This window comes from Arthrobacter woluwensis, from assembly GCF_900105345.1.
Classification (GTDB): domain Bacteria; phylum Actinomycetota; class Actinomycetes; order Actinomycetales; family Micrococcaceae; genus Arthrobacter_E; species Arthrobacter_E woluwensis.
Map to the genome: position 1 here is coordinate 2991863 of NZ_FNSN01000003.1, position 25335 is coordinate 3017197.

The following is a 25335-nucleotide window of genomic DNA, read 5'->3' on the forward strand; positions in this document are numbered from 1 at the left end:
TACACCACGTCAGACTCGGCTTTTGGGGGCTCGCGCCGGGTGAAGGAGAGGTCGGCCGTGTCAGATCCGGGTTTCATCGAGGGCCCAGGCCCGGGCGGGGTCGCCACCGGGCTGCCCGGCTCCCAGCAGGCGGCTCCCGAGCCCTTGTCCCCCGAGGTGTTCTCCTCGGCGGCGCGCGCGATCCTGGACGCGGTCAACGGGGTGATCGACGGCAAGCAGGAGACCGCCCGCACCGCGCTCATGGTGCTCCTCGCCCAGGGGCATCTGCTCCTTGAGGACGTCCCCGGCGTCGGCAAGACCATGCTCGCCAAGACCCTGGCGAGAGCCATTCACGGCAGTGTCTCCCGCATCCAGTTCACGCCCGATCTGCTGCCGTCCGATGTGACGGGCGTGTCCATGTACAACCAGGCGAGCGGGGAGTTCGAATTCCGTCCCGGACCCGTGTTCGCGAACCTGGTGATCGGGGACGAGATCAACCGCGCCTCGGCCAAGACACAGTCCGCCCTGCTCGAATGCATGGAGGAGAGCCAGGTCAGCGTCGACGGGCAGGTGTATCCGCTGGGGGCGCCGTTCATGGTCCTCGCGACCCAGAACCCCGTGGAGATGGAGGGCACCTTCCCCCTCCCCGAGGCGCAGCGGGACCGCTTCATGGCCCGGATCTCCATGGGCTATCCGGACCGCGCCGCCGAACTCGACATGCTCGAGGCGCACCAGGGCCGCTCGCCCCTGAACGACCTGAGGCCCGTGGTGGACACCGCCCTGCTGCGCCGCATGATCGCCACCGTCCAGGCCGTCCACGTCGCCGGCCCCGTCAAGGAGTACGTGGTGGACCTCGGTCAGGCCACCCGCAGCCATCCGGACATCGTCCTCGGCGCCAGCCCCCGTGCGCTGCTGCACGTCCTCCGGGCGGCCAAGGCGCACGCCGCCCTCGCGGGACAGGACTTCGTGCTCCCGGACGACGTCGCCGTCGTCGCGCCGGACATCCTGGCCCACCGGCTCCTGCTGGACCGTCGCGCCGTGCTGAACGGCAAGGATGCGGCGAGCATCCTCGCAGGCATCATCGAACGGCTGCCCGTGGACACCGCGGCGTCCCGGGCGGCTGCCCGCCGGGCCGCCTCCGCGGGGTCCGACGGACCGTCTCTGAGCTCCGCAGGCTTCTCGTCGCCCGGAGACCAGGCCCGGGTGCCATGAGCGCCGGGCCGCTGAGCAGGCTGTCCCCCGCGAAGCTCCTCACCCGCCGCGGTCTGGGCTTCGTCCTGGTGGCCCTCCTCTGCCTGGCCGGAGCCTGGATCCTGGGCCGCCGCGATCTGCTCACGCTCTCCGTCTTCCTTCTCGCTCTCCCCGTCCTGGCCGTGCTGGGTGTGCGCAACCGTCACGAGCGTTTTGTCGTGCGCCGCGAATTCCATCCCCTGCCGGTGCAGGAGGGCACGACGACGACCGTCCACCTTTTCATCAGCCCCTCCGCCTCCGCGCCGGCCGGGTCGGCCCACGCAGGCCGACGCGCACGCTGGGCCCGTCTGCCGGGCGGCGGGTCGCTGGCCGAGTCGACGATGGTGGAGCAGCTGCCGGCCGACCTCGGTGGTTCGCCGCGGTTCCGTTATCCTTCCCGGGCCTCGCGGGGCGGAGCCGTCTCCGCTTACGAGTACCGGGTGGCTCCCCCGCATCGCGGGGTCTTCCCCGTGGGCGGCGTCACGGCCGAGTTCCGGGACCCCTTCGATCTCGCCTGGAAGCGTCACACGGTGGATCCGGGCGCCGAGCTCCTCGTGACGCCGCGGCCCGGAGAACTCGCCCCCGGGCTGCTGGACCTGGTGCGGGGCCATGCCGGGATCGGCGTCGGCGGGAGTCAGACGACCAGCTGGGTCGCGAGCGCGAGCGAGAACGATGTGATGGTCCGCGAGTACCGGCACGGCGACGCCTTGCGCCGGGTCCACTGGCCCTCGACGGCGCGGCGTGGCGAGCTCATGGTCCGGCACGAGGAAGGCGGCGCGCTCCCCCGCATCACCCTGGTGCTGGATCAGCGCACCGCCGTCCACAGCGGCGGCGAGCTGGCGCCGTTCCCGGTCCCCGGGGCCGCCGCCTCGCTGCGCACCACGGTGTCGTTCGAGTGGCAGCTCGGGACGTTCCTCTCCGTGGCGCTGGGCCTCGCCGGACTAGGCCACGAACTGCGCCTTCAGGACCATGCGGGAGAGCCCGCTTTCCAGAGGTCCCGCAGCGCGCCGCACCCCGGACTGGAGGTGATGGCGGCCGGCGAAGCGCCGGAACTGCTTCCCGAATGCCTGGCGGCCCTCGAACTGACGGAGCACCCGGCCCCGCTCGCCCTGTCGGGGACGGGCGGGCTGCTGGTGACCTTCACGGGCAGGCTGGGACTCGACGACGCGCGGCGCCTCGTCAGCGGCACGCTGAGCGGCGCGGGGACCGCCGCGTCCTGGGCCGGGTCCCGCGGGGCGCCCCAGGCGACCGTGATCAGCTGCTGGCCCAGCAGCCCGGACGCCGAGGTCCGCGACCTCCTGGAGACCGCCGGCTGGCGCGTGCTGTGGGCCTCCCCCGGCGACTCCCCGGCGCGGCTCCTGGAACGGTGGGCGGGCGGCGGCACGGTCCCGGCCGCCGGCGCGGGGCGCGCGCCAGGCCACGGCGCCAGGTATTCCGCGGGCAACGGCGCCGCGCACACCGCACCCGGCGGTGACGCGGCATGACCACCACCCCGGAGCGGACACCGGGCCGGAGCAGGCTCGGAGGCATCCTCCTGCCCGTCACGGCCTGTGTCTGCGCCCTGCTGGCCTCCGCGGCGGCCGGACTCTCCGGGGTCATCTACGGATGGTCCTGGTTCCTCCCCGTGCTCATCACGCTCCAGGTGACCGGGACGGCGCTCGTCGTCCCCCGGTTCTTCACCCGCAGCGCCTGGGTCCCTTACGCGGCGGGGGCGGTGGCACTCGGCCTGATCCTCAACGCGCTGTTCCTGTCCGACCGGGCGTTCCTGGGCATCCTGCCGAGCCCGTCGGCCTGGGGCGGCTTCTGGGACCTCATGGCCGAGGCCCAGAACACCGTGCAGCACGAGTTCGTCCCGGTCAATCCGGGGCCCGGGATCACCTATCTCGTCTCGGGCTGTCTGGGTCTGCTCGCGCTCATCACGGACTGGATCGTGGTGCGGGCCCGGCATCCGCTCGCGGCCGCGGGCCCGGTGTTCGCCGTCCTCCTGGTGCCGGCACTGCTCAACTACACGAGCGTGGGCGCGTGGCCCTTCGCAGCGACGGCATTCTTCTTCACCATCCTCCTCGCGGTCTCCCGGCGCGCCCTGCGCGCCGCACAGGAGGCCGAGAGCCCTGCGGAGAAGTCCCGCGGCGCCGCCCAGAACAGCGCGTCCCGCGGGCTCGGCCGGGCCACCGTGCTCGGCTCCGCCGCCGTCGCGCTGGCGCTGCTGGTCCCCGCGCTGGTGCCGGGGTTCACCGAGGGCCTCTTCCCGCAGGGCTCGCGGCTCGGATCGCTCGGCAAGAGCAACGGCCTGAACCCGGTGCTCTCCCTCAGCAGCAACCTCCGCCAGCAGGGCACCGGCACCGTCATGAGTTACGTCACCGATGCCTCGTCACCGCCCTACCTCCGGTTGACCACGATCGACTCCTTCTCCGGCGACCGCTGGGAACCCGAGAAGTACCACGGCGGCTACCTCGGGTCCGTCCGGCAGTTCGACGACGGCAAGATGCGCCAGACGCCGGAGAAAGCCACCGGACCCCTGTTCTACTCCACCGTGATCAGCACCCACGACTTCTCGAGCCCCTACCTCCCGATGGTCACGAATCCCGCGGTGGTCGAAGGCGCCAAGGGCGATTGGGGCTACGACGCGGACAATCTCACGGTCCGGAGCCGCAGCGGTGACTCCACGAGCGCCAACGAGGTCTACACGGTGCGCTCCTTCAACCAGGACTGGTCGGCCGAAGAGCTCCGGCGGCCCGCCACCGTCCCCCTGCAGGTCATGGCGAAGTTCCGCGAGTTGCCCGCCAACGTGCCCCGCATCATCGGGGAGACCGCGCTTCAGGTCACCCGCACCGCCGACACACCGTTCGACAAGGCGATGGCCCTGCAGCGTTACCTGCGCGGCCCGGGGTTCAGCTACTCGGTCACCGCCCCCGCGGACCACGGCTACGACGGCACCGGCATGGAGGTCCTGGCCAAGTTCCTGGACGCCAAGAGCGGTTACTGCATCCACTACGCCACAGCGATGGCGGTCATGGCCCGGGCGATCGGCATCCCGAGCCGTGTGGCGGTGGGTTTCGCGCCGGGGCGTGCCACGGGCGTCACGCAGGCCGGCGAACAGGGCGGACCCACCCGGACGGAGTACGCCGTGGCGGCCCAGGACGCCCACGCCTGGCCCGAGATCTACCTCGAGGGCCCGGGCTGGATCCCCTTCGAACCCACCCCTTCGCGCGGGATCGTGCCCGGCTACGCCGTCGACCCGTCCGCCACCAACGTCCCGGACTTCGACCCCGAGGGGCTCCGGCCCCGGGCCCCCAGCACCGCCACCTCCACCCCGCAGCCGTCCGCTTCGGCCACCACCACGCCGGTTCCGCAGGCCGCACCCCGGGCTTCCACACCACCGTGGTGGGAGTCGCTCGACTGGGGTCATCTGCTCTGGGCGGCGGCCGCCGTCGTCGTGCTGGGGATCGCCTCCGTCCTGCCGCAAGTGCTGCGCGGCCGGCAGCGGCGACGACGGCTCTCCCCTGCCCAGAGCGGCACCGGCGTGCGGATCGGGGCGATGGAGGAACTGCTCGCCACGGCGGAGGACCACGGCGTCCCTGCCCGCGACGCCGAAACGCCCCGTGCCTTCGCGGCCCGGCTGGAGGACGGCCTGCCGGAGCCCGGCCGCGTGGCGGTGCGGGACCTGGTGAGGGACTACGAGTCCGCCCGGTACGGCGACCGCGGCGACGGCGCCGAGGCGGACTCCACGGCGCAGGAAGCCCGGGAACGGGTCGCCGCCGTCGAACGGTCCCTCGGCGACCGCGAAGGACGCCTCGCGCGGTGGCGCGCGCGCTGGGTCCCGCCGTCGCTGTGGCGTTCAGGTCCGTGGCGTCCAGGTCGGCGGCGCTGACCGCTCCCGAGGCTCTGTGAACACGACGGCGCCCGCCCGCTGCCCCGGAGGGCGGCGGACGGGCGCCGTGGCGGTCCCTCAGGGGACCAGGGGCGCCGCCGTCGGTTGCGAGAAGGCGGCGGCGCCGGGGATCAGTCGGCGTACGGGTCGGCGATGCCGATGTACTGGGTGGTGGTGTACTCGGCGATGCCCTCGGCGCCGCCTTCACGGCCCAGACCGGACTGCTTCACGCCACCGAACGGAGCGGCCGCGTTCGAGATGACACCGGCGTTGAAGCCGACCATGCCGAACTCGATCTGCTCCGCCACCCGGAACATCCGTGCGTAGTCGCGGGTGTAGATGTAGGAGGCCAGGCCGTACTCGCTCGCGTTGGCCAGCTTGATGGCCTGCTCCTCGGAGGAGAAGGTGGTCACGGGGGCCACCGGGCCGAAGATCTCGCTGCGGAGGATGTCGGCGTCGTTCGGGACGTTGGAGAGGACGGTCGGGGCGTAGAAGTAGCCCTCGCCCTCCACCGGAGCGCCGCCGGTCGCGACGGTGGCGCCGGCCTCGACGGCCGCGGTCACCAGCGCGTGGACGTCCTCACGGGCGCCGGAGTCGATGAGCGGTCCGACGTTGGTCTCGGATTCGGTGCCGCGGCCGGTGCTGAGTGCGGCCATGGCGGCGGAGAACTTCGCGGTGAACTCCTCGGCCACGGACTCGTGGACCAGGAAGCGGTTGGCGGCCGTGCAGGCCTCGCCCATGTTGCGCATCTTGGCGGCCATGGCGCCCTCGACGGCTTTGTCCAGATCCGCGTCCTCGAAGACCAGGAACGGGGCGTTGCCGCCGAGTTCCATGGAGGTGCGGAGCACGTTGTTGGCGGCGTCGGCGATCAGGCGCTTGCCCACGGCGGTGGAGCCGGTGAAGGACACCTTGCGGAGGCGGGAGTCCTTCATGATCGGGCCGGAGATGGAGGAGGCGCTGGAGGAGGACACGACGTTCACGACGCCGGCCGGGACACCGGCCTCGACCAGGGTGGCCACGAAGAGCTGCGTGGTGAGCGGGGTGAACTTGGCGGGCTTGATCACCATGGTGCAGCCGGCGGCGATGGCCGGGGCGATCTTACGGGTGGCCATGGCCAGCGGGAAGTTCCACGGGGTGATGAGCAGGCAGGGGCCGACCGGCTTGCGCTGCACGAGGATCTTGTTCTTGCCCTCGGGGGTGGTGAGGTAGCGGCCGTAGTCACGGACGGTCTCCTCGGAGAACCAGCGCAGGAACTCGGCGCCGTAGGTGACCTCGCCACGAGCCTCGGCCAGGGGCTTGCCCATCTCGAGGGTCATGAGGAGGGCGAAGTCGTCGGCACGCTCGGTGACCAGTTCGAAGGCGCGGCGCAGGATCTCGGCGCGCTCGCGCGGAGCGGTGCGGGCCCAGGAGGCCTGCACGGCGTCGGCGGCGTCGAGGGCGGCCATGGCGTCCTCGCTGGTGCCGTCGGCGATGCTCAGCAGCACCTTGCCGGTGGCCGGATCCTCGACGTCGAAGGTCTTGCCGGTGGAGGCTGCACGCCATTCACCGTTGATGAACAGGCCGGTGGGGACCTTGGCGAGCAGCTCTGCCTCGCGCTCGGCGGTGATCGCGGAAGTCATGTGCGACTCCTTCGTGCTTGGGGGTACTGGGGTATGGGCCTTCCAGGAAGACCCTTCCCTGCCAAGTTATCGCCGCGTTGTGACGCACGTCTACGCGGGGGTGCACTAGCGATCCTGTGTTTCACTGTGCATCTGCACAGTTCTGCGTACCGCCGCGGATCAGCTCCGTGCGGCGAGGACCGCCTGGTACAGATCGCGCTTGCTCACACCCTGCGCCTCCGCGACGACGGCGACGGCCTCCTTGAGGCGCAGACCCTCGGCGGTCAGGGCGGAGACGGCCTCGATGTGGTCTTCCGGGCGGCTCGGCTCGGGCTCCCCCGCTCCCCCGACCACGACGGCGATCTCGCCGCGGACCTCGCCGGACGCGGCCCAGGCGACGAGTTCGTCGAGCGATCCGCGGATGACCTCTTCATAGGTCTTGGTGAGTTCGCGGCAGACGGCGGCCTGGCGATCCGGGCCGAAGACCTCGCGCAGGGCGGTCAGCATGACCTCGAGCCGGTGCGGCGCCTCGAAGAACACCATCGTGCGGCGTTCCTGGGCCAGCTCGCGGAGCGTGCCGAGGCGTTCGCCGGACTTGCGGGGCAGGAACCCTTCGAAGGTGAAGCGGTCGGTGGGCAGGCCGGACAGCGCGAGGGCGGTGAGCACGGCGGACGGTCCGGGGACCGCAGTGACCAGCACCCCGGCGTCGACGGCGGCGGAGACCAGGCGGAAGCCGGGGTCCGAGACCGCGGGCATGCCGGCGTCGGACACCACCAGGATGGTCTGCCCCTCCGCGACGAACTCCAGGAGTTCCTCGGCGCGTTCGCGCTCATTGTGCTCGTGGTAGCTGATGACGCGGCCGGAGACGGTCACGCCGAGCCCCTGGACCAGGCGGTGCAGCCGGCGGGTGTCTTCGGCCGCGATCACGTCCGCGGTCTCCAGGAGCTCCCGCAGCCGGGGCGAGGCGTCCCCGAGATTGCCGATCGGCGTGGCCGCGAGGACCACACGCCCTTCACCCTGCACCACTCGCTCAGCCATGGCGTCCAGCCTACCGCCCGAGGGGTCCCAAACCTCGTGCCTCGGTTCGGGGCCCTCGCCACCGTGGGCCCAGACGCCTCGCCCGGTAGCATGACTACGTGACCCAGACCGAAGAGGCCGCGCTGGACGGCGGCACCGCCAGTGCGTCCCCGGCCTCCGCGTCCCCGGGCGGGCCCCGGCACGGCGGCACTCCCGCCACGGTCAGGAAGCGCCGCCTCGCGCAGGGCAAGGCCTCCTGGGTTCTGGACCCGAAGGTCGCCTACACCCGCGAGAGTCTCCTGGAACGCCTGCTGGGCCCCGTCCAGTCCTGGCGCGACTTCACGCCGACCCTGCGTCTCTGGTTCTGGCTCGGACCGATCCTGACCGCCGTCCTGGGTGGCGTGCTGCGGTTCGTCCGGCTGGGTGAGCCGCGGTCCCTCGTGTTCGACGAGACCTACTACGTCAAGGACGCGTACTCGCTCCTGCAGTCCGGCTTCGAGCGGAACTGGGCCAAAGACGCGAACGCCGCCTTCAACCAGGGCGACCCCAGTCAGATCCTGAACACCGGCGAATACGTGGTCCACCCGCCACTCGGCAAGTGGATGATCGCCTGGGGCATGGACCTCTTCGGCCAGGCCGACACCTTCGGCTGGCGCTTCTCCTCGGCCGTCGTGGGCACGCTGTCCATCCTCATCCTGGCGCTGGTCGCCCAGAAACTCTTCAACTCCGTCACGCTCGGCGCCATCGCGGGCCTGCTGCTGGCCGTGGACGGCACCCACCTGGTCATGTCCCGCATCGGAATCCTCGACATCTTCATCGAGTTCTGGGTGCTGCTCGCCTTCGCGTTCCTCCTCCTGGACCGCAGCGACGGACGACGGCGGCTCGCCACCCGGCTGTCCGCCCTCGCCGCCGCGTCGCCGGACGGCGTCCCGTCCGAGGCCGCGCTCCGCTGGGGCCCGGGTCTCGGCTTCCGCTGGTGGCGCCTGGCCGCCTCCGCCTCCATGGGCGCCGCCGTCGGCATCAAGTGGTCGGGACTCTTCTTCGTGGCCGTGTTCGGCCTGCTCATGGTCCTGTGGGACATGAACGCCCGGCGCGTGGCCGGGATCCGGAACTGGGCCGTCGCCGGGATCGTCCGGGACGGTGTGCCCGCCTTCTTCCTCTATCTGGGCACCGCCACAGCCGTCTACCTCTCCACCTGGACCGGCTGGTTCCTCAGCAATGACGCCTACAACCGCCATTGGGCCGAGCAGAACCCGGGCAAGGGCGTGCAGTGGCTCCCGCCGGCGCTCCGCTCCCTCTGGGACTTCCACGTCCAGGCGTACACCTTCCACCAAGGCCTCAGCTCGGACCACCCCTACAAGGCGAGCGCCTGGACCTGGCTGGTCCTGGGCCGCCCCACCTCCTTCTACTACCAGTCGCCGCAATGCGGTCCGAGTGCCCAGGAGAAGTGCTCCGACGCCATTCTGAGCGTCGGCAATCCTCTCATCTGGTGGGGCGCCACGATCGCCCTGCTCGTGGTCCTCTTCTACTGGGCCGGCCGCCGCGACTGGCGCGCCGGGGCCATCCTGGCGGGCATGGCCGGAGGGTATCTCCCCTGGTTCATGTACCCGGAACGGACCACCTTCTTCTTCTACGCCGTCTCCTTCGAGCCGTTCCTGATCCTCGGGCTCTGCTACGCCTTGGGCCTCATCCTCGGCCGGCAAGGAGATCCACCCTGGCGGCGCCGCTCGGGCTTCCTGGTGGTGGCGTGCTTCCTCGCGGCGGTGCTCCTGCTCTCCGCGTTCTTCTACCCCATCTGGACCGCTGAGACCATCAGCTACAACGACTGGCGTCTGCGCATGTGGATGCCTTCCTGGATCTGACCCCGGATCCGAGACGACAGGAACTGGAACACCCGTCATGAGCACCATCACCGAGTACACCGAGCCGCTGCTCTCCGAGCTCGACCCGGCGTCCAACGTCACGGACGTCCTGCTGGCCCGCGCCACCGCGACGCCGGACCGTCCCGTCTACGCGCTGCGCGCGCCGTCGTCGTCCGCGGCGGCCGCCGGAACCGGAGCGCCCGGCACCCTGCCCGGCTGGGACCTGCTCACGGCCGAGGGGTTCCTGCACCGGGTGAAGGCCCTGGCCAAGGGCCTGATCGCGGGCGGCCTGCAGCCCGGTGACCCCGTGGCCGTCATGAGCCGCACGCGCTTCGAGTGGACTCTCGCGGACTTCGCCATCTGGTACGCCGGCGGTGTCACCGTGCCGATCTACGAGACGTCCTCCGCCAGCCAGGTCGAGTGGATCCTGGAGGACTCCGGCGCACGCCGGGTGTTCGTCGAGGACGCGGCGAAGGCCGATCTCGTCACCGCGGTCGCCGAGGGCTCGGAGCTGCTCGGAAGTGCTCCCCTCCAGGTCATCCGCATGGACGACGGCGGCGCGGTCCCGAACATGGTCAGCGTCGCGAACGCCGGCACCGGGGTCACGGAGGCGGAGCTCGAGCGGCACCGCACCTTCGCCTCCCTGGCAGACACCGCGTCGATCGTCTACACCTCCGGCACCACGGGCAAGCCGAAGGGCTGCGAGATCAGCCACGCCAACTTCGCCCTCGTGGCCGAGAACATCGTCCCGGCGCTCGGAGCGTTCACCCTGGTCCCCGACGCCCGGACGCTCATGTTCCTGCCGCTCGCCCACGTCCTGGCGCGCGCCGTGCAGGTCATCTGTCTCCACGCAGGGATCCTGGTGGGCCACAGCAGCTCCGCCTCGGAGCTCATGGCGGACATGCAGACCCTCAAACCCACGTTCCTGCTGGCCGTGCCCCGCATCTTCGAGAAGGTCGTGGCGGGCGCCCAGCAAAAGGCGGAGGAGTCCGGCAAGGGGAAGCTGTTCGCCAGCGCCTACAGCACGGCCGTCGAGTACGCCCAGGCCACCCAGCGGCACGAGCAGGGACTCGGGGACGCCCCCGGGCTGGTCCTGCGGCTGCGGCACCTCCTCTTCGACCGTCTCCTCTACCCCCGGGTCCGGGCGGCGTTCGGCGGGCACATCACGCACACGGTCTCCGGGGCGAGCGCGCTGAACCGGCACGAATCGGAGTTCTTCCTCGGAGCCGGGGTGCCGATCCTGGAAGGCTACGGCCTCACCGAGACGACGGCTCCGGCGGCCGTGAACCGTCCGGGCCAGAACCGGCTGGGCACCGTCGGTCGCCCCGTGCCCGGCACGTCGATCCGGATCGCGGACGACGGCGAGGTCCTGATCAAGGGCATCGGCGTCTTCAAGGGCTACCACAACAACCCCCAGGCGGACTTCGACGCGTTCGTGGACGGCTGGTTCGCCACCGGTGATCTGGGCACGCTCGACCAGGACGGCTTCCTGACCATCACGGGCCGGAAGAAGGATCTGATCGTGACGGCCGGCGGCAAGAACGTGGCCCCGGAGCCGCTCGAGGAGACCATCCGCCAGAACCCGCTCGTGGAGCACGTGGTGGTGCTCGGCGAGGGCCGGCCGTTCGTCTCCGCGCTCATCGGGCTCGACCAGGAAGCCGTCGAGGCGTGGGGCCGGCAGCACTCCCGACCGGGCCTTACCCCGGCGGAGGCCGCCCAGATCCCCGAGGTCCTCGACTCCCTGCAGCAGTCCGTGGATCAGGCGAACACGCAGGTCTCCAAGGCGGAGAGCATCCGCAAGTTCGCCATCCTGGACGCGGAGCTGTCCGTGGATTCCGGCCACCTGACGCCGTCGCTCAAGCTGCGCCGCAACGCCGTCGTGACCGACTTCGCCCCGCAGATCGACCAGCTCTACCGCGGCTGAGCGGCCGCCCTCCCGGCCGCCCGGACGCTGACACGGAAGAGCCCGCCCCTCACCGGGGGCGGGCTCTTCCGTGTCAGCGGGGTCGCCCGGAGCCGGGCGCTGGGATCACTCCCCCGCGACGGCGGCCTGCTGGGCGGCCAGGCGGCCCGCGATGACCGCCTTGCGGGCTTCACGACGGCGCTTGGTGGGCCAGGTGCAGATGAGCGTGATCAAGGCCGTGAGGAACACCAGACCGGCGATGGTGACGGCCGAGTCGATCCAGAACTGCCCCGGGAACAGGCGGATCAGCGTGTCCTGGAGCGTGAAGGTCCAGGTCCCGTTGGCGAAGAAGATCTCGTGGAAGCCGGTGAAGAAGCTGTCCCAGCCCAGGAAACCGACGACGCCGAGCGCCACGATGATCACGAGCGTCACCACGGAGGCGGCGAAGAACGCGTGGCGCAGCGAGCCGTCGCGGCGGCGTCCCAGGTACCAGATGGCCACGAGGGCCAGCACCGCGAGCAGGGCGCCCACGCCCCAGGTGGTCATGGTGACCATCTTGACGTCGGCCATGTGGGAGATCTCGGGATCGCGGAACAGCTTGGTGCCGCTGGCCGTCACCAGGTCACCGAGGTACCTCGGCCCGGCGAAGTTGCTCAGGTAGTCCACGGCGTACGAACCGTAGGTCAGCCGGTCCTCCTGGCTGAAGCCGTAGCCGTCACCCGGGAAACCGGGACGGAAGTACTCGATCCAGAGGAACAGCGGGGTGGCCACCACGCGGACGGCGGCGATCACCAGCAGAAGCGGCAGGAAGATCGCACTCAGGATCTTCACGACGCGCGGGCCCACAGGCTTCGCGGCCAGCGCGGCGTCGCGGGCGGCCTGCCGCTTCTGCACCTCCTCATCGGGGGCGCGCACCGTGAGCGCGCTCGTGGGCAGGCGCTCCTGGATCACGGTGGCCGGGGCTCCGGCGGGGGCCTGGTCCTCGTCCTCGGCGCGTGCTGCGGACTCGTCGGCCGTCGTCTCGGCCTCCGGCGCCCCCGGCTGAGCCGCACCGGCTTCCGGCGTCACGGGTTCGGGCGTCGCCGGCTCAGGGGTCACGGGCTCGGGGCTCGCGGTGCCGAACGCCTCCGTCCGGGCGGAGTCACCCAGGATGGTCGGGCGGGCGGCATCCGATGCGGCGGGTGCGGACAGTCCTTCCGCCACGACCGGGGTCTCCTCCGGAGCGCTGGACTCCTCGGAGGCGCCGCGGTCGTCCGCGGAGCCGTCACCGGCGGTGCGGGCGGCACTGGCCTCCGGATCCCAGGAGGCGGGTTCCTTGAGGCCGTCCGCGGAGGAGGTCCCGGCCACCCCGGCGCCGTCAGGCCGCGTTCCGGGGGCGGGCTTCTCCGTCTCGCGGCGGGCGTCGCTCTCGGAGGCGTCCGCCGCCGTCGAGCCCTTCATCCATTCGAATGCGGGTTCGTCGGAATCGTGGGTGCTGTCCCACGCCGGGTCATTGGGCTTCTTGTCGCTCACGGTCATCCACTTCTCGTCCGGCCTGGCGCCAGGCTGCAACGGGCATTCGGTTCTCCCTGTGACAGTACCCGTCAACACCGACAGCCGGACGGAAATGCGCGGCGTGGTCCCGGATCAGCCGCCGGATTGTTGCCGGAGCGTTATCCGCACCGGCTCAGGAGCCGCGCGCCTCTCCCCGTCCCGCGGTCCCCTGCCCCGCTCAGGCGTTGCCGTACTGGGCCCAGGGGATGTTCCAGTCGCCGAAGCCCTCGTCCGCGCGGATGGGCGGGCCCGCGGTGTTCTTGAACTGCACCACGTCGCCCGGCTTCATGTGCTCGAAGAACCAGGCGGCGTCCTTCGGCAGCAGACCCACGCAGCCGTGGGAGATGTTGGTGTTGCCGATGAACTGGGTGCCGCCCGGCAGGGTCTCGTGGACGTACACGCCGCTCCAGGTGAGTCGGTTGGCGTAGTTCACGTCGGTCGGGGCGTAGTAGAGCGGGTCGCCCGGCTTCAGGCCGATGCTCTCGGCCCGGAAGTGGGACACGCGCTGCTGCTCCAGGATGATGGCGGAACCGGACGGCGAGGGCATCTCAGGGCCGCCCATGCCGGCATCCGCCGAGTACACGAGCTGTCCGTCCTGGTAGACGCGCATGGTGTGGGCGGCGCCGTCCATCACGGCGACGCGCTGCGGGCCGACCTTGAACGTGGTCGTCTTGTTGAAGCTGCCGATCTGGCCATTGCCGAACGGCACGCCGAAGAGCTGCTGGTCCAAGGTCACGGTGCTGCCGGACTTCCAGTACGACTCCGGACGGATCCGGGCCACGGTGTCCGAGTACCAGTGCCACTTGACCTTCTGGCCGGCGCTGGACGTGACCTTGACGGCCTTCTGGACACCGGCCTTGTTGGCGTCCAGGACCGGTTCGGAGAACGTCAGCTGGATGGGCTGGCCCGCACCGATCTGATCGCCCAGGGTGCCGACCACGAGTGTCGTGTTGGCCTCGTTCTTGGTGAGCACGGTGGTGAAGCTGCTCGTGCGCTGGGTCTCCCCACCCGCCTCGTCCACCGCGGTGTAGCTCAGGGTGTACGTGGTGTTGAACGCCAGCTTCCCGGTGGCCTTCCACTGGGAGTTCCCGGCGGCGTAGTCACCCTCGACGGGCGCGCCCTTGGCAGGCGTCAGACGGACGTCCTTCACGGTGCCGTTGACGGCCTTCACGACGGGCGCCGTCACCGGGTTCACTTCCTTGGCGCCGTTGAGGGGCGCGACGGTGAGCTGCACGGGCTTGGCCGGAGGAGCCTGGGTCGTCGGGGCCTGGGAGGACCCGGCCGGCGAGGTGGAATTCACGGCACCCAGCCACTGCGGAGCCGTGGCGGCGCCGATCCCGCCCAGAACGATGACGGCCCCTGCTGCGGACAGCGCGACGATCTTGACGGCCCGGCTCTTGCGGGTGCTCGGTTTCATGGTGTTCCCTCAACGGGCTGTGCCGGGGCTGAACCCCGGCACAGCGCCCTGCTCTTCGTGGCAAATCAGTTGAGGCCATTTTATCCCCGGCCACCAGGGAAAAGCCTGAACCCGGCGCTTCGGCGGCGCCGGGTTCAGGCTTCAGACGTGCAGCGGTTCCGCGCTCAGTAGCGGTAGTGGTCCGCCTTGTAGGGACCCGCCACGTCCACGTCCAGGTATTCGGCCTGTTCCTTCGACAGTTCGGTCAGCTCGACGCCGAGAGCGTCCAAGTGCAGACGCGCGACCTTCTCGTCCAGGATCTTGGGCAGGACGTAGACCTGGTTCTGGTACTCCTTCTCCTCGCCCTCCTGCTCGTGCTTGGTCCAGAGCTCGATCTGGGCGATCGTCTGGTTGCTGAAGGAGTTGCTCATGACGAAGGACGGGTGGCCCGTGGCGTTGCCCAGGTTCAGCAGACGGCCCTCGGACAGGACGATGATGGAGCGCTCGTTCTCGGTGCCCTCGTCGAAGACCCACTCGTGCACCTGGGGCTTGATCTCCACGCGCTTGACGCCCGGGACCTTCGCCAAACCGGCCATGTCGATCTCGTTGTCGAAGTGGCCGATGTTGCCCACGATCGCCTTGTTCTTCATGGCGGCCATGTCGGAGGCCATGATGACGTCCTTGTTGCCCGTCGTGGTGATGAAGATGTCGCCCTCAGAGAGGACGTTCTCCAGCCGCGCGACCTGGTAGCCGTCCATGGCGGCCTGCAAAGCGCAGATCGGATCGATCTCCGTCACGATCACGCGGGAGCCCTGCCCGCGCAGCGCCTCCGCGGCGCCCTTGCCGACGTCGCCGTAACCGCAGACGACGGCGACCTTGCCGCCCATCAGCACATCGGTGGCGCGGTTGATGCCGTCCGGCAGGGAGTGGCGGATGCCGTACTTGTTGTCGAACTTGCTCTTGGTCACCGAGTCGTTGACGTTGATGGCCGGGAACAGGAGGCGGCCCTGCTCGGCCAGCTGGTACAGGCGGTGCACGCCCGTGGTGGTCTCCTCGGTGACGCCCTGGATGCGGGAGGCGATCCGGGTCCACTTCTGCGGATCGGCGGCCAGGTTCGCGCGGAGCACGTCCAGGATGATCCGGTACTCCTCCGGGTCCTCGTCGGTGGCGCCCGGCACGGCGCCGGCGGCCTCGAACTCGACGCCCTTGTGCAGCAGCAGCGTGGCGTCGCCGCCGTCGTCGAGGATCATGTTCGGGCCGAGCTCAGGGTTCTGATCGGCGCCGGGCCAGGTCAGGATCTGCTCGGCGGTCCACCAGTACTCCTCCAGGGTCTCGCCCTTCCAGGCGAACACCGGGACGCCCTGCGGGTCCTCGGGGGTGCCCTGGCCGACGACGATGGCGGCGGCGGCCTCGTCCTGTGTGGAGAAGATGTTGCAGGAGGCCCAGCGGACCTCGGCGCCGAGCGCCGTGAGGGTCTCGATCAGCACTGCGGTCTGCACGGTCATGTGCAGCGACCCCGCGATGCGGGCGCCCTTGAGCGGCTGGCTCTCACCGAACTCGGCGCGCAGCGCCATGAGGCCCGGCATCTCGTGCTCGGCCAGGCGGATCTGGTGGCGTCCCGCCTCGGCCAGGGAGATGTCAGCGATCTTGTAATCGAACGTCATGTTGCTCTGGTTTCCGATCTGGTGTGGGGCCGGGGGCTCAGTTGGCGGTGCGGGAGGCGTCACGCAGAGAGGCGGGCAGCAGCAGCGGGATGCCGTCCTCCACGGGGTAACGGACGGCGGACTCCCCCGTGCCGGCGACGAGCTCGTCGCCTTCCTGGTGCAGGGGCGCGCCGGTCTCGGGGCAGCGGAGGATGCTCAGCAGTTCTGGGCTCAGCGAAGGCATGGAAGGCTCCAAACATCGGGCCCCGGGAGGCCGGGGCGGCGTGACCACCTTCCAGCCTACCGCCGTCGTCGGCTCGCGGCGGTACCGTCAGGGTTCGCGCAGGGCCCGCAGATGGCCTCGGCGCGTTCCCTCGGCTCCGACGGGCGGCTCGAGGAGCGGCGGGCGGAGGCGCTGCGGGATCCCCGTGGCGGGTTCGGCGTCGTCCTCGGCGGCCTGGCGCTCCTCCCGAACGGCGTCGGCGAGGGCGGAGAGCTCGTCGCTCTCCGGGCGGGTGACCCGGCGCTCGGCTTCGGCGGACGCGGGAAGCGCGATCCGCAGGACCTCCCAGCCGCGGGGCACCGTCAGCCGATCCGCATGGTGCACGCAGAGGTCGTAGCTGTGAGGCTCGGGATAGACGGCCAGAGGCCCCAGGACGGCGGTCGAATCCGCGTACACGTACGTCAAAGTGGCCACCGCGGACTCACGGCAGGCCGAACGCGAACACATCCTCATGGCACCCACAACGCACCAGATTACCGTCTGGCAGCCCGTTTTCGTCGCAAGGGCGGGAGCGGGTCTAGAGTCGATCTATGCAGTCCGGACCCAACGAACCCTCGGCGACGTTCTCCTTCCCGGAGACGGAGGAGGAAACGGCTGTCGGCCGTGACTTCCGGCACCGCCGCAGGAACCGCCACGGACGCGGCCAGCGCGGGGACATGATCCTGCCGACCCTCCCCGGACACCGCAACCGCGCGGAGCGCTTCGACGACCTGGTGCTGGACACCGCGCAGCGGCTCCACGATCTGCAAGGACATCTCCTGGACGGCGTCCTCTTCGCCGTGGAGGAGATCCCGCCCGGCCTGGAGGAACTGCTGGCCAGCGGCCTCCCCGCGCCCCTGGGTCTCAGCACCCCGGCACGCGGCGATCTGGCGCCCCGCGTGACCGTGTACCGGCGCGTGGTGGAGCAGAACTGCCCGGTCAAGGATCAGCTGCCGGTTCTGGTGCACGACGTCGTGGTGGAGCACACCGCGCAACTCCTCGGCGTCGCGCCCGAGACTCTCGACCCGTACTACCACCGCGGTCTCTGAAGCTCGACCGCCCTCCGAGTGACGCCGCATCTGGCTCGCCCGGGAAGATCAGAGCGTCCTGGCACGGTGAGCGTGGGCCTGCATCACGCCGACGGACCCCTTGGGACCCGTCGAGTCCGCACCCGCGTCACCGACCATGGCAGTCAAAGAGGCACTCCGCCCCACCCGAAAAGGACTCGACGGGTCTCGGCCAGTGAACCGTCTCCGCCCCGGAAACAGCAACCAGTCGCCTGAAATGTTGATTTGGTCTTCCAGATTCCCGCGCGACTCGCAGCTCGGCTCTCCTACCGAGCGAGGGATTTTCTGACGATTCGTTCAGTGATTTCACCTCCGAGGTGTCGCAGTGAATCTGTTTGGTCTTCCAGATTTGCTGTAAGATGAGTCTGTTACCACACCGCTGTGGGCAGATTGCGATGCCCGCGGCCACTGACGGAGGGCAGACCGTTCATGCAGGCGATTTTCCAAGACATCATCGCCGGAGACCTTGATGGCGTCAGACGGAGAGTTGCAGTGGACCCGGGATCGGTGGCTCTGGTAGCCACTGATGACGTGGTTCAGCACTCCGGCCACTCCACTCTGATGGCTGCCCTGATCGCAGGACAGTTCGCAATCGCCGACTTCCTGCTGGATCACGGAGCCGACACAGGTTACATCGACGAGCCGAACCGCGAGACCTACGCTCGACCGGTCCTTCACGATGCGATCACAGCTGCAGTCTTCCGCACCCTTCCTGCTCCTGCCATCGCGGCCGCTCCCTCCGATGGGGCTTCCGAGTCCTTCGCTTTCCTCGTGCGGCTGCTGGAGGCCGGGGCTGATGTCAACGTGCCGGACTCTCAGGGAAATTCGTCGCTCTTCCGCGCGGCGAGCGATACGTGGGCGGTCCTGCAATGCGCTGGGCTGGAGCGTCAGATCGACCCGGCACTCAGAGCAGACCTCTTGAGAATCTTCACGGCACTGGTCTCTCATGGTGGGGACCCACGCCGGCCCGAGCCGCACCATGGGATCTCGGTTGCCGACATCTATCGGGACCATGCCATCGGAAGACTTCTCAAGCACGCCGTGCAAGCCTCACCCATGGACCACCAGGCGCCGGCATTGAAAATGTGAGTGTTGTACAGATGCAGGCACTTGGATCCGCTGCCGGCCCCCCGAGTCGCGGAACGCCTGACAACGGGCCCGACGTGGGCATGCCCGAATCCCCTCCGACGTTTTGTCGATGAGAGGATGGGGGAATATGGACACAGACCTGGACCCTCAGAACCCGGTCCCATCCGAGCGTGCAAACTGCGAGTCTGATCGGGTAGTCGAGACGCTTCGCCGTGAGATCGTCCTGGGAGTCATCCCTGCGGGAACACCGCTGGTGGAGCGGACTCTGGGCGCGCGGTTCGGGATCGCCAGCAGGCTCCCCGTCAGGGATGCGCTGCGCAGACTCGCGGCCGAGGCCCTGATTGATCATCCTCCGCGCCGTCGCGCAATGGTGCGAGCCTTCACGGGCCGGGACCTCGCGAACACGTCAGAAGTCTTCGAGATCGTCGATGCCCTGGCGATCCGGGAAGCTGCCGTTCGCCGGAGTCCGGCCGACCTCGAGGTGATGCAGCAGCACGTCCACAGTGGCAGGCGCGCTCTGTCCACCCACGACGCGGAGTCGCAGGCTCACCATGCCCGTGAATTCCGGTCCGCCATCTTCACAGCGGCCAGGAACACCACCCTCTCGGAGATCAAAGAGCGGATCGAAGCCCGTGTCTGGCGGATGGTGGAACACAAGGCCCGGCATACCGACGCAGGAAGTTTCTTCGACGATCTCTATTCCGCGATCTCAGCTCAGGACCCCGATACCGCAGAGTCGGCCTTTCTGAGGTACATGCAGCAATGGCGGCAGGTATGGAAGATCTCCGCGTTCAACGAGATCGACGCTCATTTGACCACAACCAGATCGGCTCCGGTCCAGACCACACCCAAACGACACGTAGCCAGCAAGGATCCTGGCTTCGTCCCGGAGTTCGAGAAGATCGCGACGTGCCTTCGTGATCAGATCCTCAGCGGCCGACGGCGGCCGGGCGACTGCCTCTCCGAACGTCAAATCGCACAGGAGTTCTCCGTGAGCCGCGCCCCTGTCGTGGAAGCGATCACCCTGTTGGTGCTGGAGGGGCTGGCGACGCGCCCCATGCATCGGAGCGCCGCTCTGGTCCGTGGAGTTCCAGACTCCGACGTATCCGATTTCTTCAATGTGTGCGCCACCCTCGACACGGCAGCCATCGTTCTGGCGGCAGAGCGTGCCACCACCGCACAGATCGACCACATGCGCCAGATAGTGGACGACGAAGAACGCGCGGCCTTAGCGGGTGACCTTCGACTCGTGATCGAGAAAGGGCGGGTCTGGCGCGAAGTACTCCATCAGATGACAGAGAACGATGTGCTCTCTGACTCGGTCCGGCTACTGCACGGCCGCCTTCAGATGCTCATGGACAGGGTCCATGACGCACTGAAGATCAGCCGGGGTCACCGGCTGATCTTCGACGCCATCGAGAGCAGACAACCTGCTGTTGCCAAGGCAGTCGTTCAACGGGTGTTCGCCCTGGACTGGCACGACGAAGTCACCATTCCTGTCTGACCCGGCACTGGTCCAGGACCGGCCGGCGCGAACCGCCTGGCACCGCCCCGGAGCGACCGCGCCCGGTCAGTGCCCCAGGCGCACCGGGAGCTTGTCGAGGCCGGAACCGGTGACCGGCACGGAGAGAACACTCAGACCCGGGCCCTTGTCCTCGGTCTGCACCACCGCGGCGTAGGCGGGTTCACCCGAGGCGGAGAGCAGATAGCCGACCACATCCGATCCCCCGGCCTTCGCGGGGATCTCGACCGACGTCGTCGTGCCGGCCGCCAGCGTCGCCTTCGCGGCCGGCTGGATGGCGCCGTCGGCCGTGATCGCGCGGTAGCTGATCTCCGCGCGGCCGCTCGGCGCCCCGAACTGGAGCGTGCTCGAGCCGCCCACAGGAACGGCCATGACCTGTGACGTGCCGAGAGGAGCCGACGCCGGCACCCAGGCGAAGTCGGACGGATCCTTCGCCGCGGTCCCCCGCGTCGCTCGGACGGCGGCGGTCACCGAGACGTCGGAGCTGACCGCGATGGTGTACTCGCCGTCCGGCAGGCCGGAGAGGGGCACCTGCGTCACCGTGCCGGCGGGGGCGTTCACGACGCCCTTGTCGAGGGCCTGCTGACCGTTCTTGCCGTACACCCGGACCTGGACCACCGCTTCCTGCGCGCCGGGGACGGCCAGTGCCAGCGTGGGCGCGGCATCCTCGAAACCGGAGCCGAGCTTCGCCGCCGCGGCGCCGCCCTTCAGGGAGACGCCCGGGACGACCAGGCGGGTGCCCGGCTGGCCGGTCGGGCCGAGGTAGTCGACGCCGCCGGGTGTCAGCCCGCGCAGGACACTCTGCTGCACCGTGGCCGTGACCGGGCCGCCCGTGCTGCTCACGTGCACGGCCAGCGCCGCCTGCTGCGGAGCCAGACCCGCGAGCACGAGCGACCGGGACTGACCTGCCCCGATCGAGAGTCCGCGGCTGCCCGGCGCCTTGATCTGACCCTTGTCGCCGTAGAGTTCCAGGTTCACCGTGGCCGGGGTGGTGCTGGGATTGGAGAGATTCAGCACGGAGGTGCGGCCCACCAGGGTCGACGCGCCCACCAGCCACTGATCACTGCTCGGCGCCTGGCAGGTGACCGCGGCCAGGCCGCGGAGGTCGCCGTCGGCCGCGCGGTAGGACAGGGCGGCCGCGCCCGTGGAGTCCTTGCCGTCCAGAGTCCCGACCCGTAGCACCTCAGGTCCGGACGGGGTCCGCGACGGGATGGCCGCGGCCTTCAGGTCCGGAAGACCGGGGACGCCCTCGTCGGTCTTGGGGCTCGCCTTGGTGAGCCCCTGAAGGGTCTTGCCGTCGAGCGACTGCACACCGCTGGCGGGCATCCGGCCGTTCGGATCGCTCAGGGTGAGGCCGCGGAAGACCGTCGTCGCGGTGCTCGACTCCGGCCGGAACTGGGCGTCCGTGCCGTCACCGGCACCGGCCAGGAGGCGCGGCGCGGCAGGGCAGACCGAGAGGGAATCACCGGCGGGGACCTCGGCGGCGACGGCGGCCAGCTGGCCACCCGCGGACCGCGGCGCGGCGGTGCCGCCCGCGGCGACCGCGCCGAGCAGAGCGATCGACGCCACGCCCGCCGTGCCCGCGGCGATGGCCTTCGCGATCTTCCGGGCGGCCCGCGGGTTCTTCACGGGCGCGGCGCCCTCTGACGCCGCGGCCCCTGACGCCGCAGGCAGCGCGACGCCGGCCTCGGCCTTGAGCTTCCTGCCCGGCTTCTTCGCCGACGCCTCGCGCTGAGCCTCCGCCTTGGCGGCCTTCGCGGCCGCTTTGCCGGCCCGTGCCTCCGCTTTCGCAGCGCGCGCCGGTGACTTGGCCGCTCCCCGCGTGGCGGGGTCGCCGGCGGCGGTCCCCGAGGTGGCGGTCCCAGCGGTGGCGGCCACCGGAGGCTCCGGGGCCTTGGCAGCCTCCGGCTGCGTCACGGGTTCCGGCTGCTTCGCAGGCTCCGGAGCCTTGACGGGCTCCGGCTGCTTCACGCGCTCAGCGGCCTTGGCCTCGGGCGTGGTGCGCTCGGGACCGTTGTTCTCCGACGCGCCGGTCTCGGCGCGGTCGTCCTTGTTGTCCTCAGTCATTTCCGGCCTTCCTCAGGCTTGCCTCGTCCCGGACCATGCGGACCTTCCCGGGACGTTCGGGAATGGGCACTGCGAGCAGCGCGGTCACGATGAACACCAGCCAGGTGATGACCCGGACCCAGGGGATCCACGGATCGCTGTGGGCCACCACGAGGTGCCCACCGCCCGCGGGCAGGTCGAAGGCCTGCTGCCAGCCGACCGACGTCGGGTTCAGCCGCTTGCCGTCCAGGCTCGCGGTCCAGTTCGCGTCGCTGCGCTCGGCGAGCACCAGCTTGCGGCCCTCCGCCCCGGAACCCAGCGTGGTGTCGACGCCGACGGTGCCGCTGGGAAGCTGACTCTCCACCTTCCCGGACCGGTCGAGGACGCGGACCCGGTTGATGGTGTCGGAGTCCTTCAGCGGGGGCTGATCCAGGGCGCGCACGCGCCAGAGCCATCCTGCGTCGGTGGGCCCGACGGCGGCGAGACCCGGCACGGCGTCGATGCGGCTGGCCGTCAGCCCGGCGGCGTCGTTGGCGCCCTTGAGCACCACGAAACCGGCGCCGAGCTTCTCCAGCGTCGGACGGGGGTCGACGCCCTGACCGGCGACGATCGTGGCGACAGCGGTGCGGATGCCCGCCGATGCGTCGTCGTCGGCCGCCGGAGCCTCGGAGTCGTTGCGGATGCCGTGCACGGCGGCCAGGGTGGACAGGGCGTCCAGCGTTGTGCCGGAGCCGCGCACGAGGGCGGCGGTGTAGCTGCCGTCACCAAGTTCGGTGATGACCAGCGTGCGGGTCTGCTCCGGGCCCCGGCCCCGGTCCACCGCGGTGGCGGGGATCTGGGGCTTGTCCTGGGTCTGGAAGAGCTTCGCGGCGCCGTAGCGGGGACCGTCGGCCACCGTTCCGACGCCCAGGTTCGAGGCCAGCCAGGTCCACGAGCTCAGGGCCGGGCCCAGGAGCAGCACCACGACCGCGACGGACACGACGCCCACGCGCCACGGGGCGCGCCGGGTGCGGGAGGCCTTCCGGCGCTGCAGAGCACGGTCCGCGCCGACGACGGCGGAGACCAGCACGGCGCAAGAGGCCACCGAGACGGCGGGCCCGGTGAAGGGGGTCACTACCGCGTCGACGCCGACGGCCACGGCGATGCCCGGGACGATCCAGCCGACGGCGAGGAACAAGGCTGCGACGAGGAGCGCCACCGTGCCGGTCCGCCCGCGGCGCCCGGGCACCAGAGCGCCCCAGACGGCGAACAGGAGCACGGGGGCGGACACGACGAGCATCAGGATGAAGGCCCACGGCACGTCGCCGGGGAGCCATCCGAGCCCCGGGACCGCGGCGTGGAGATCCACGGCGATCGGCTGGCCGAGGAGCTGCTGCCACAGGGGCGCGGCGCCGGAGGCCAGCGGAACCCCCGGGTCGGCCAGGAAGGCCCGCGGCTGGGTCACCGCAGTGAACGCGAACGGCAGGAAGAGCGCCAGCGGCGGGGTCAGGCTCCACCAGAGTGCGCGGCCGCGGCGCCGCAGCAGGAGGGCCAGGAGAACCACCGACACGAGGGAGGGCACCAGGAGCACGGGGGCACTGGCCGTCACCGCGGCCAGGAGCAGCCCGGCCCAGGCTGCCGCGGTCCACGAGATGGTGCCGCCCACGCCGGCCCGGCTGGTCACAGGAGCCTGCGGGAGCAGCCCGTCAGCACGGGCTTCGAGCCGGCGGTCCCGGGCGGAACCGGTGGCGCGGACCAGGGCGAGCACCAGCCACGGCGTCAGCACGTGGACCAGGATCGCGCCGAGGCGTCCCTGGTTGAGACTCGTGAAGAGCGCGGGGGCCGTGCCCCAGATGAGTCCCGCGAGGAACCAGGTCCGGCGGTGCCTCGTCAGCGAGGCGGCCAGGAACCAGGCCCCTGCAGCGGCCAGCGGCATGGCGCCGAGGAGCACCGACTGCACGACGAGCGACGGCTGACCGCCGTTGAGCACCGAGAGGATCCACAGCACCAGGCCGAACGGATCACCGTGTCCCGGGTAGCCGGCTTCGAGGGTCACCCAGCTGCGGGTGGCGTTGTCCCACACCTCGCCGAGCGTGGTGGACAGCGGCAGCAGGCCGCCGCCGGACTGGGTGCCGCCCAGCACCGGGAAGAACCCGACCAAGGCGATGCCCGCGGTGATCAGCACCGAGGCGATGAGGCCCCACCCGGCGAAGGCGCGGGTCGGGGCGGCCAGGGCGGAGAAGTCGTCCTGGTTGTCGCCGCTCGGTTCCGAGGCCAGGCCCGTGGAGCTGTACGACGCGTCCAGGAGCTCGTCGGCCCCGAGCGCCTCCATCAGGGACCGCCGGTGCGCCCAGACCTCCTCGCGGGAGGTCTGGAGCCGGCGGATGGTCTTGCGAGGGTTCTTGCGGGTCCGGGCCGCCACCTTGCGACCCCGGGCCAGAGCCACGGGGCGGGAGACGCCGCGGATGGTTCCGGCGAGCTGCTGGAAGCCGTACCCCGGGTCCTTCATGGCGACGGCCAGCAGGAACCGTCCGACCGAGGCGATGAGCGTCCCGAGCACCAAGAAGGGGATCTTCCACCAGCTCGTGTGCTTGAGCCGGAGGTACACCTGCGAGGTGCGGGCAGCGGCCGGGGTGCCGAGGGCGTGCGGCCGGTTCTGGACGTGGTAGACCCGGGCCTGAGGCACGAAGGCCACGTTGTTGCCGGCGAGCCAGTTGCGCCAGCAGAGGTCGACGTCGTCGCCGGTGCCGGGCAGGGCGGGGTCGAAGCCGCCCATCGCGTCCCAGACGTCGCGGCGGACCAGCATGCCCGCGGAGTTGACGGCGAAGCGGTCCCGGAGCTGGTCGTACTGCCCCTGGTCCAGCTCATCCGCCTCGATGAGCGTGAGGCGCTCGGCCCAGGTGCTCACGGCGAGACCGGCGTCCACGAGCTTGCGCTGCGAGTTCCAGTCCAGCTGTTTGGCGCCGGCGATCGTGACGTTGGATGACCGTTCCACGGCTTCGAGCAGACGCTCCAGAGCGTCGGGAGCCGGAGCGGAGTCGTCGTGCAGCAGCCACACCCACTGCTGGTCCGCGGACAGCGCTCCGGCGTCGCCGGCACGCAGCCGGTCCGCCGTCGCCAATCCGGCCTGCACGGCCGCGCCGAAGCCCAGCCGGGGGTGGCGGAACAGCGTGACGTTGTCACTGCCGAACGCATCCTCCAGCAGCCGTGCGGAGCCGTCCGAGGAGGCGGCATCGACGCCGATGCAGACATCCGCTGCACGGCTCTGCCGGGAGAGGGCGGCCAAGGTCCTGGGGAGGTAGGCACTGCCCTGGTGGGAGACCACCACGGCCGTGACC

General features: G+C 70.5%; 17 protein-coding genes. 8 read left to right on the forward strand and 9 right to left on the reverse strand.

Annotation, left to right across the window (positions count from 1 at the left end; all coding sequences use genetic code 11):
* Nucleotides 1-57: 57 nt before the first annotated feature.
* Genes BLV63_RS14190 through BLV63_RS14200 form a run of 3 tightly spaced genes read left to right on the forward strand, consistent with a single transcriptional unit; the run spans nt 58 to nt 5080 of the window.
* Complete coding sequence (locus BLV63_RS14190) at nt 58-1191, forward strand: AAA family ATPase (protein ID WP_074784333.1); 1134 nt, start codon at nt 58-60, stop codon at nt 1189-1191.
* Nucleotides 1188-2693, forward strand: a complete 1506-nt coding sequence (locus BLV63_RS14195) for a DUF58 domain-containing protein (RefSeq protein ID WP_066214609.1) — start codon at nt 1188-1190, stop codon at nt 2691-2693. The genes BLV63_RS14190 and BLV63_RS14195 overlap by 4 nt, the downstream gene beginning before the upstream one ends.
* Nucleotides 2690-5080: a transglutaminase TgpA family protein gene (locus tag BLV63_RS14200; RefSeq protein WP_066214607.1), complete on the forward strand. Its 2391-nt coding sequence runs from the start codon at nt 2690-2692 to the stop codon at nt 5078-5080. The genes BLV63_RS14195 and BLV63_RS14200 overlap by 4 nt, the downstream gene beginning before the upstream one ends.
* Before the next feature lie 131 nt (nt 5081-5211).
* Here the strand turns inward: BLV63_RS14200 and BLV63_RS14205 are convergent, their stop codons facing one another.
* Both BLV63_RS14205 and rsmI read right to left on the reverse strand, forming a co-directional pair.
* The gene (locus BLV63_RS14205; RefSeq protein ID WP_066214605.1) at nt 5212-6699 is read right to left on the reverse strand and encodes an NAD-dependent succinate-semialdehyde dehydrogenase; all 1488 of its coding nucleotides are present in this window, start codon (nt 6697-6699) and stop codon (nt 5212-5214) included.
* A 159-nt stretch (nt 6700-6858) separates the two neighbouring features.
* Nucleotides 6859-7716 carry a 16S rRNA (cytidine(1402)-2'-O)-methyltransferase gene (rsmI, locus tag BLV63_RS14210; RefSeq protein WP_066214603.1) on the reverse strand — a complete coding sequence of 286 codons (858 nt, stop codon included), beginning with the start codon at nt 7714-7716 and terminating at the stop codon, nt 6859-6861.
* 98 nt (nt 7717-7814) lie between these two features.
* On the opposite strand from rsmI, the gene BLV63_RS14215 reads away from it, so the two are divergent.
* On the forward strand, nt 7815-9557 hold the full coding sequence (locus tag BLV63_RS14215) for a dolichyl-phosphate-mannose--protein mannosyltransferase (RefSeq protein WP_066214601.1): 1743 nt from the start codon (nt 7815-7817) through the stop codon (nt 9555-9557).
* Between the two features lie 46 nt (nt 9558-9603).
* Nucleotides 9604-11481, forward strand: a complete 1878-nt coding sequence (locus BLV63_RS14220) for an AMP-dependent synthetase/ligase (RefSeq protein WP_066214675.1) — start codon at nt 9604-9606, stop codon at nt 11479-11481.
* Nucleotides 11482-11586: 105 nt separating this feature from the next.
* Here BLV63_RS14220 and BLV63_RS14225 read toward each other — a convergent pair whose 3' ends face one another.
* The 5 genes from BLV63_RS14225 to BLV63_RS14245 all read right to left on the reverse strand — a co-directional run bounded on the left by BLV63_RS14225 (nt 11587) and on the right by BLV63_RS14245 (nt 16777).
* Nucleotides 11587-12972: a TIGR01906 family membrane protein gene (locus BLV63_RS14225; RefSeq protein ID WP_254780563.1), complete on the reverse strand. Its 1386-nt coding sequence runs from the start codon at nt 12970-12972 to the stop codon at nt 11587-11589.
* A 199-nt stretch (nt 12973-13171) separates the two neighbouring features.
* Nucleotides 13172-14410: a L,D-transpeptidase gene (locus tag BLV63_RS14230; RefSeq protein ID WP_066214598.1), complete on the reverse strand. Its 1239-nt coding sequence runs from the start codon at nt 14408-14410 to the stop codon at nt 13172-13174.
* Between the two features lie 164 nt (nt 14411-14574).
* A complete protein-coding gene (gene ahcY, locus BLV63_RS14235) occupies nt 14575-16053 on the reverse strand; it encodes an adenosylhomocysteinase (protein ID WP_066214595.1) in 1479 nt (492 codons plus the stop codon).
* 37 nt (nt 16054-16090) lie between these two features.
* Nucleotides 16091-16276, reverse strand: coding sequence for a Trm112 family protein (locus BLV63_RS14240; RefSeq protein ID WP_066214594.1), 186 nt, complete (start codon nt 16274-16276; stop codon nt 16091-16093).
* Between the two features lie 87 nt (nt 16277-16363).
* Entirely contained in the window at nt 16364-16777 is a 414-nt protein-coding gene (locus tag BLV63_RS14245; RefSeq protein WP_244907046.1) for a DUF3499 domain-containing protein, read from the reverse strand.
* 68 nt (nt 16778-16845) lie between these two features.
* On the opposite strand from BLV63_RS14245, the gene BLV63_RS14250 reads away from it, so the two are divergent.
* The 3 genes from BLV63_RS14250 to BLV63_RS14260 all read left to right on the forward strand — a co-directional run bounded on the left by BLV63_RS14250 (nt 16846) and on the right by BLV63_RS14260 (nt 19954).
* The gene (locus BLV63_RS14250; protein WP_066214593.1) at nt 16846-17343 is read left to right on the forward strand and encodes a metallopeptidase family protein; all 498 of its coding nucleotides are present in this window, start codon (nt 16846-16848) and stop codon (nt 17341-17343) included.
* Between the two features lie 447 nt (nt 17344-17790).
* Nucleotides 17791-18450, forward strand: a complete 660-nt coding sequence (locus BLV63_RS14255) for an ankyrin repeat domain-containing protein (protein ID WP_066214591.1) — start codon at nt 17791-17793, stop codon at nt 18448-18450.
* Between the two features lie 127 nt (nt 18451-18577).
* Nucleotides 18578-19954, forward strand: coding sequence for a GntR family transcriptional regulator (locus BLV63_RS14260; RefSeq protein WP_066214590.1), 1377 nt, complete (start codon nt 18578-18580; stop codon nt 19952-19954).
* A gap of 66 nt (nt 19955-20020) precedes the next feature.
* Here BLV63_RS14260 and BLV63_RS14265 read toward each other — a convergent pair whose 3' ends face one another.
* Together BLV63_RS14265 and BLV63_RS14270 are read right to left on the reverse strand one after the other, a co-directional pair.
* Nucleotides 20021-22039: a DUF5719 family protein gene (locus BLV63_RS14265; protein ID WP_066214588.1), complete on the reverse strand. Its 2019-nt coding sequence runs from the start codon at nt 22037-22039 to the stop codon at nt 20021-20023.
* Nucleotides 22032-25325, reverse strand: coding sequence for a glycosyltransferase family 2 protein (locus tag BLV63_RS14270; RefSeq protein WP_373277848.1), 3294 nt, complete (start codon nt 25323-25325; stop codon nt 22032-22034). Before BLV63_RS14270 ends, BLV63_RS14265 begins: the two co-directional genes overlap by 8 nt.
* Nucleotides 25326-25335 lie beyond the last annotated feature (10 nt).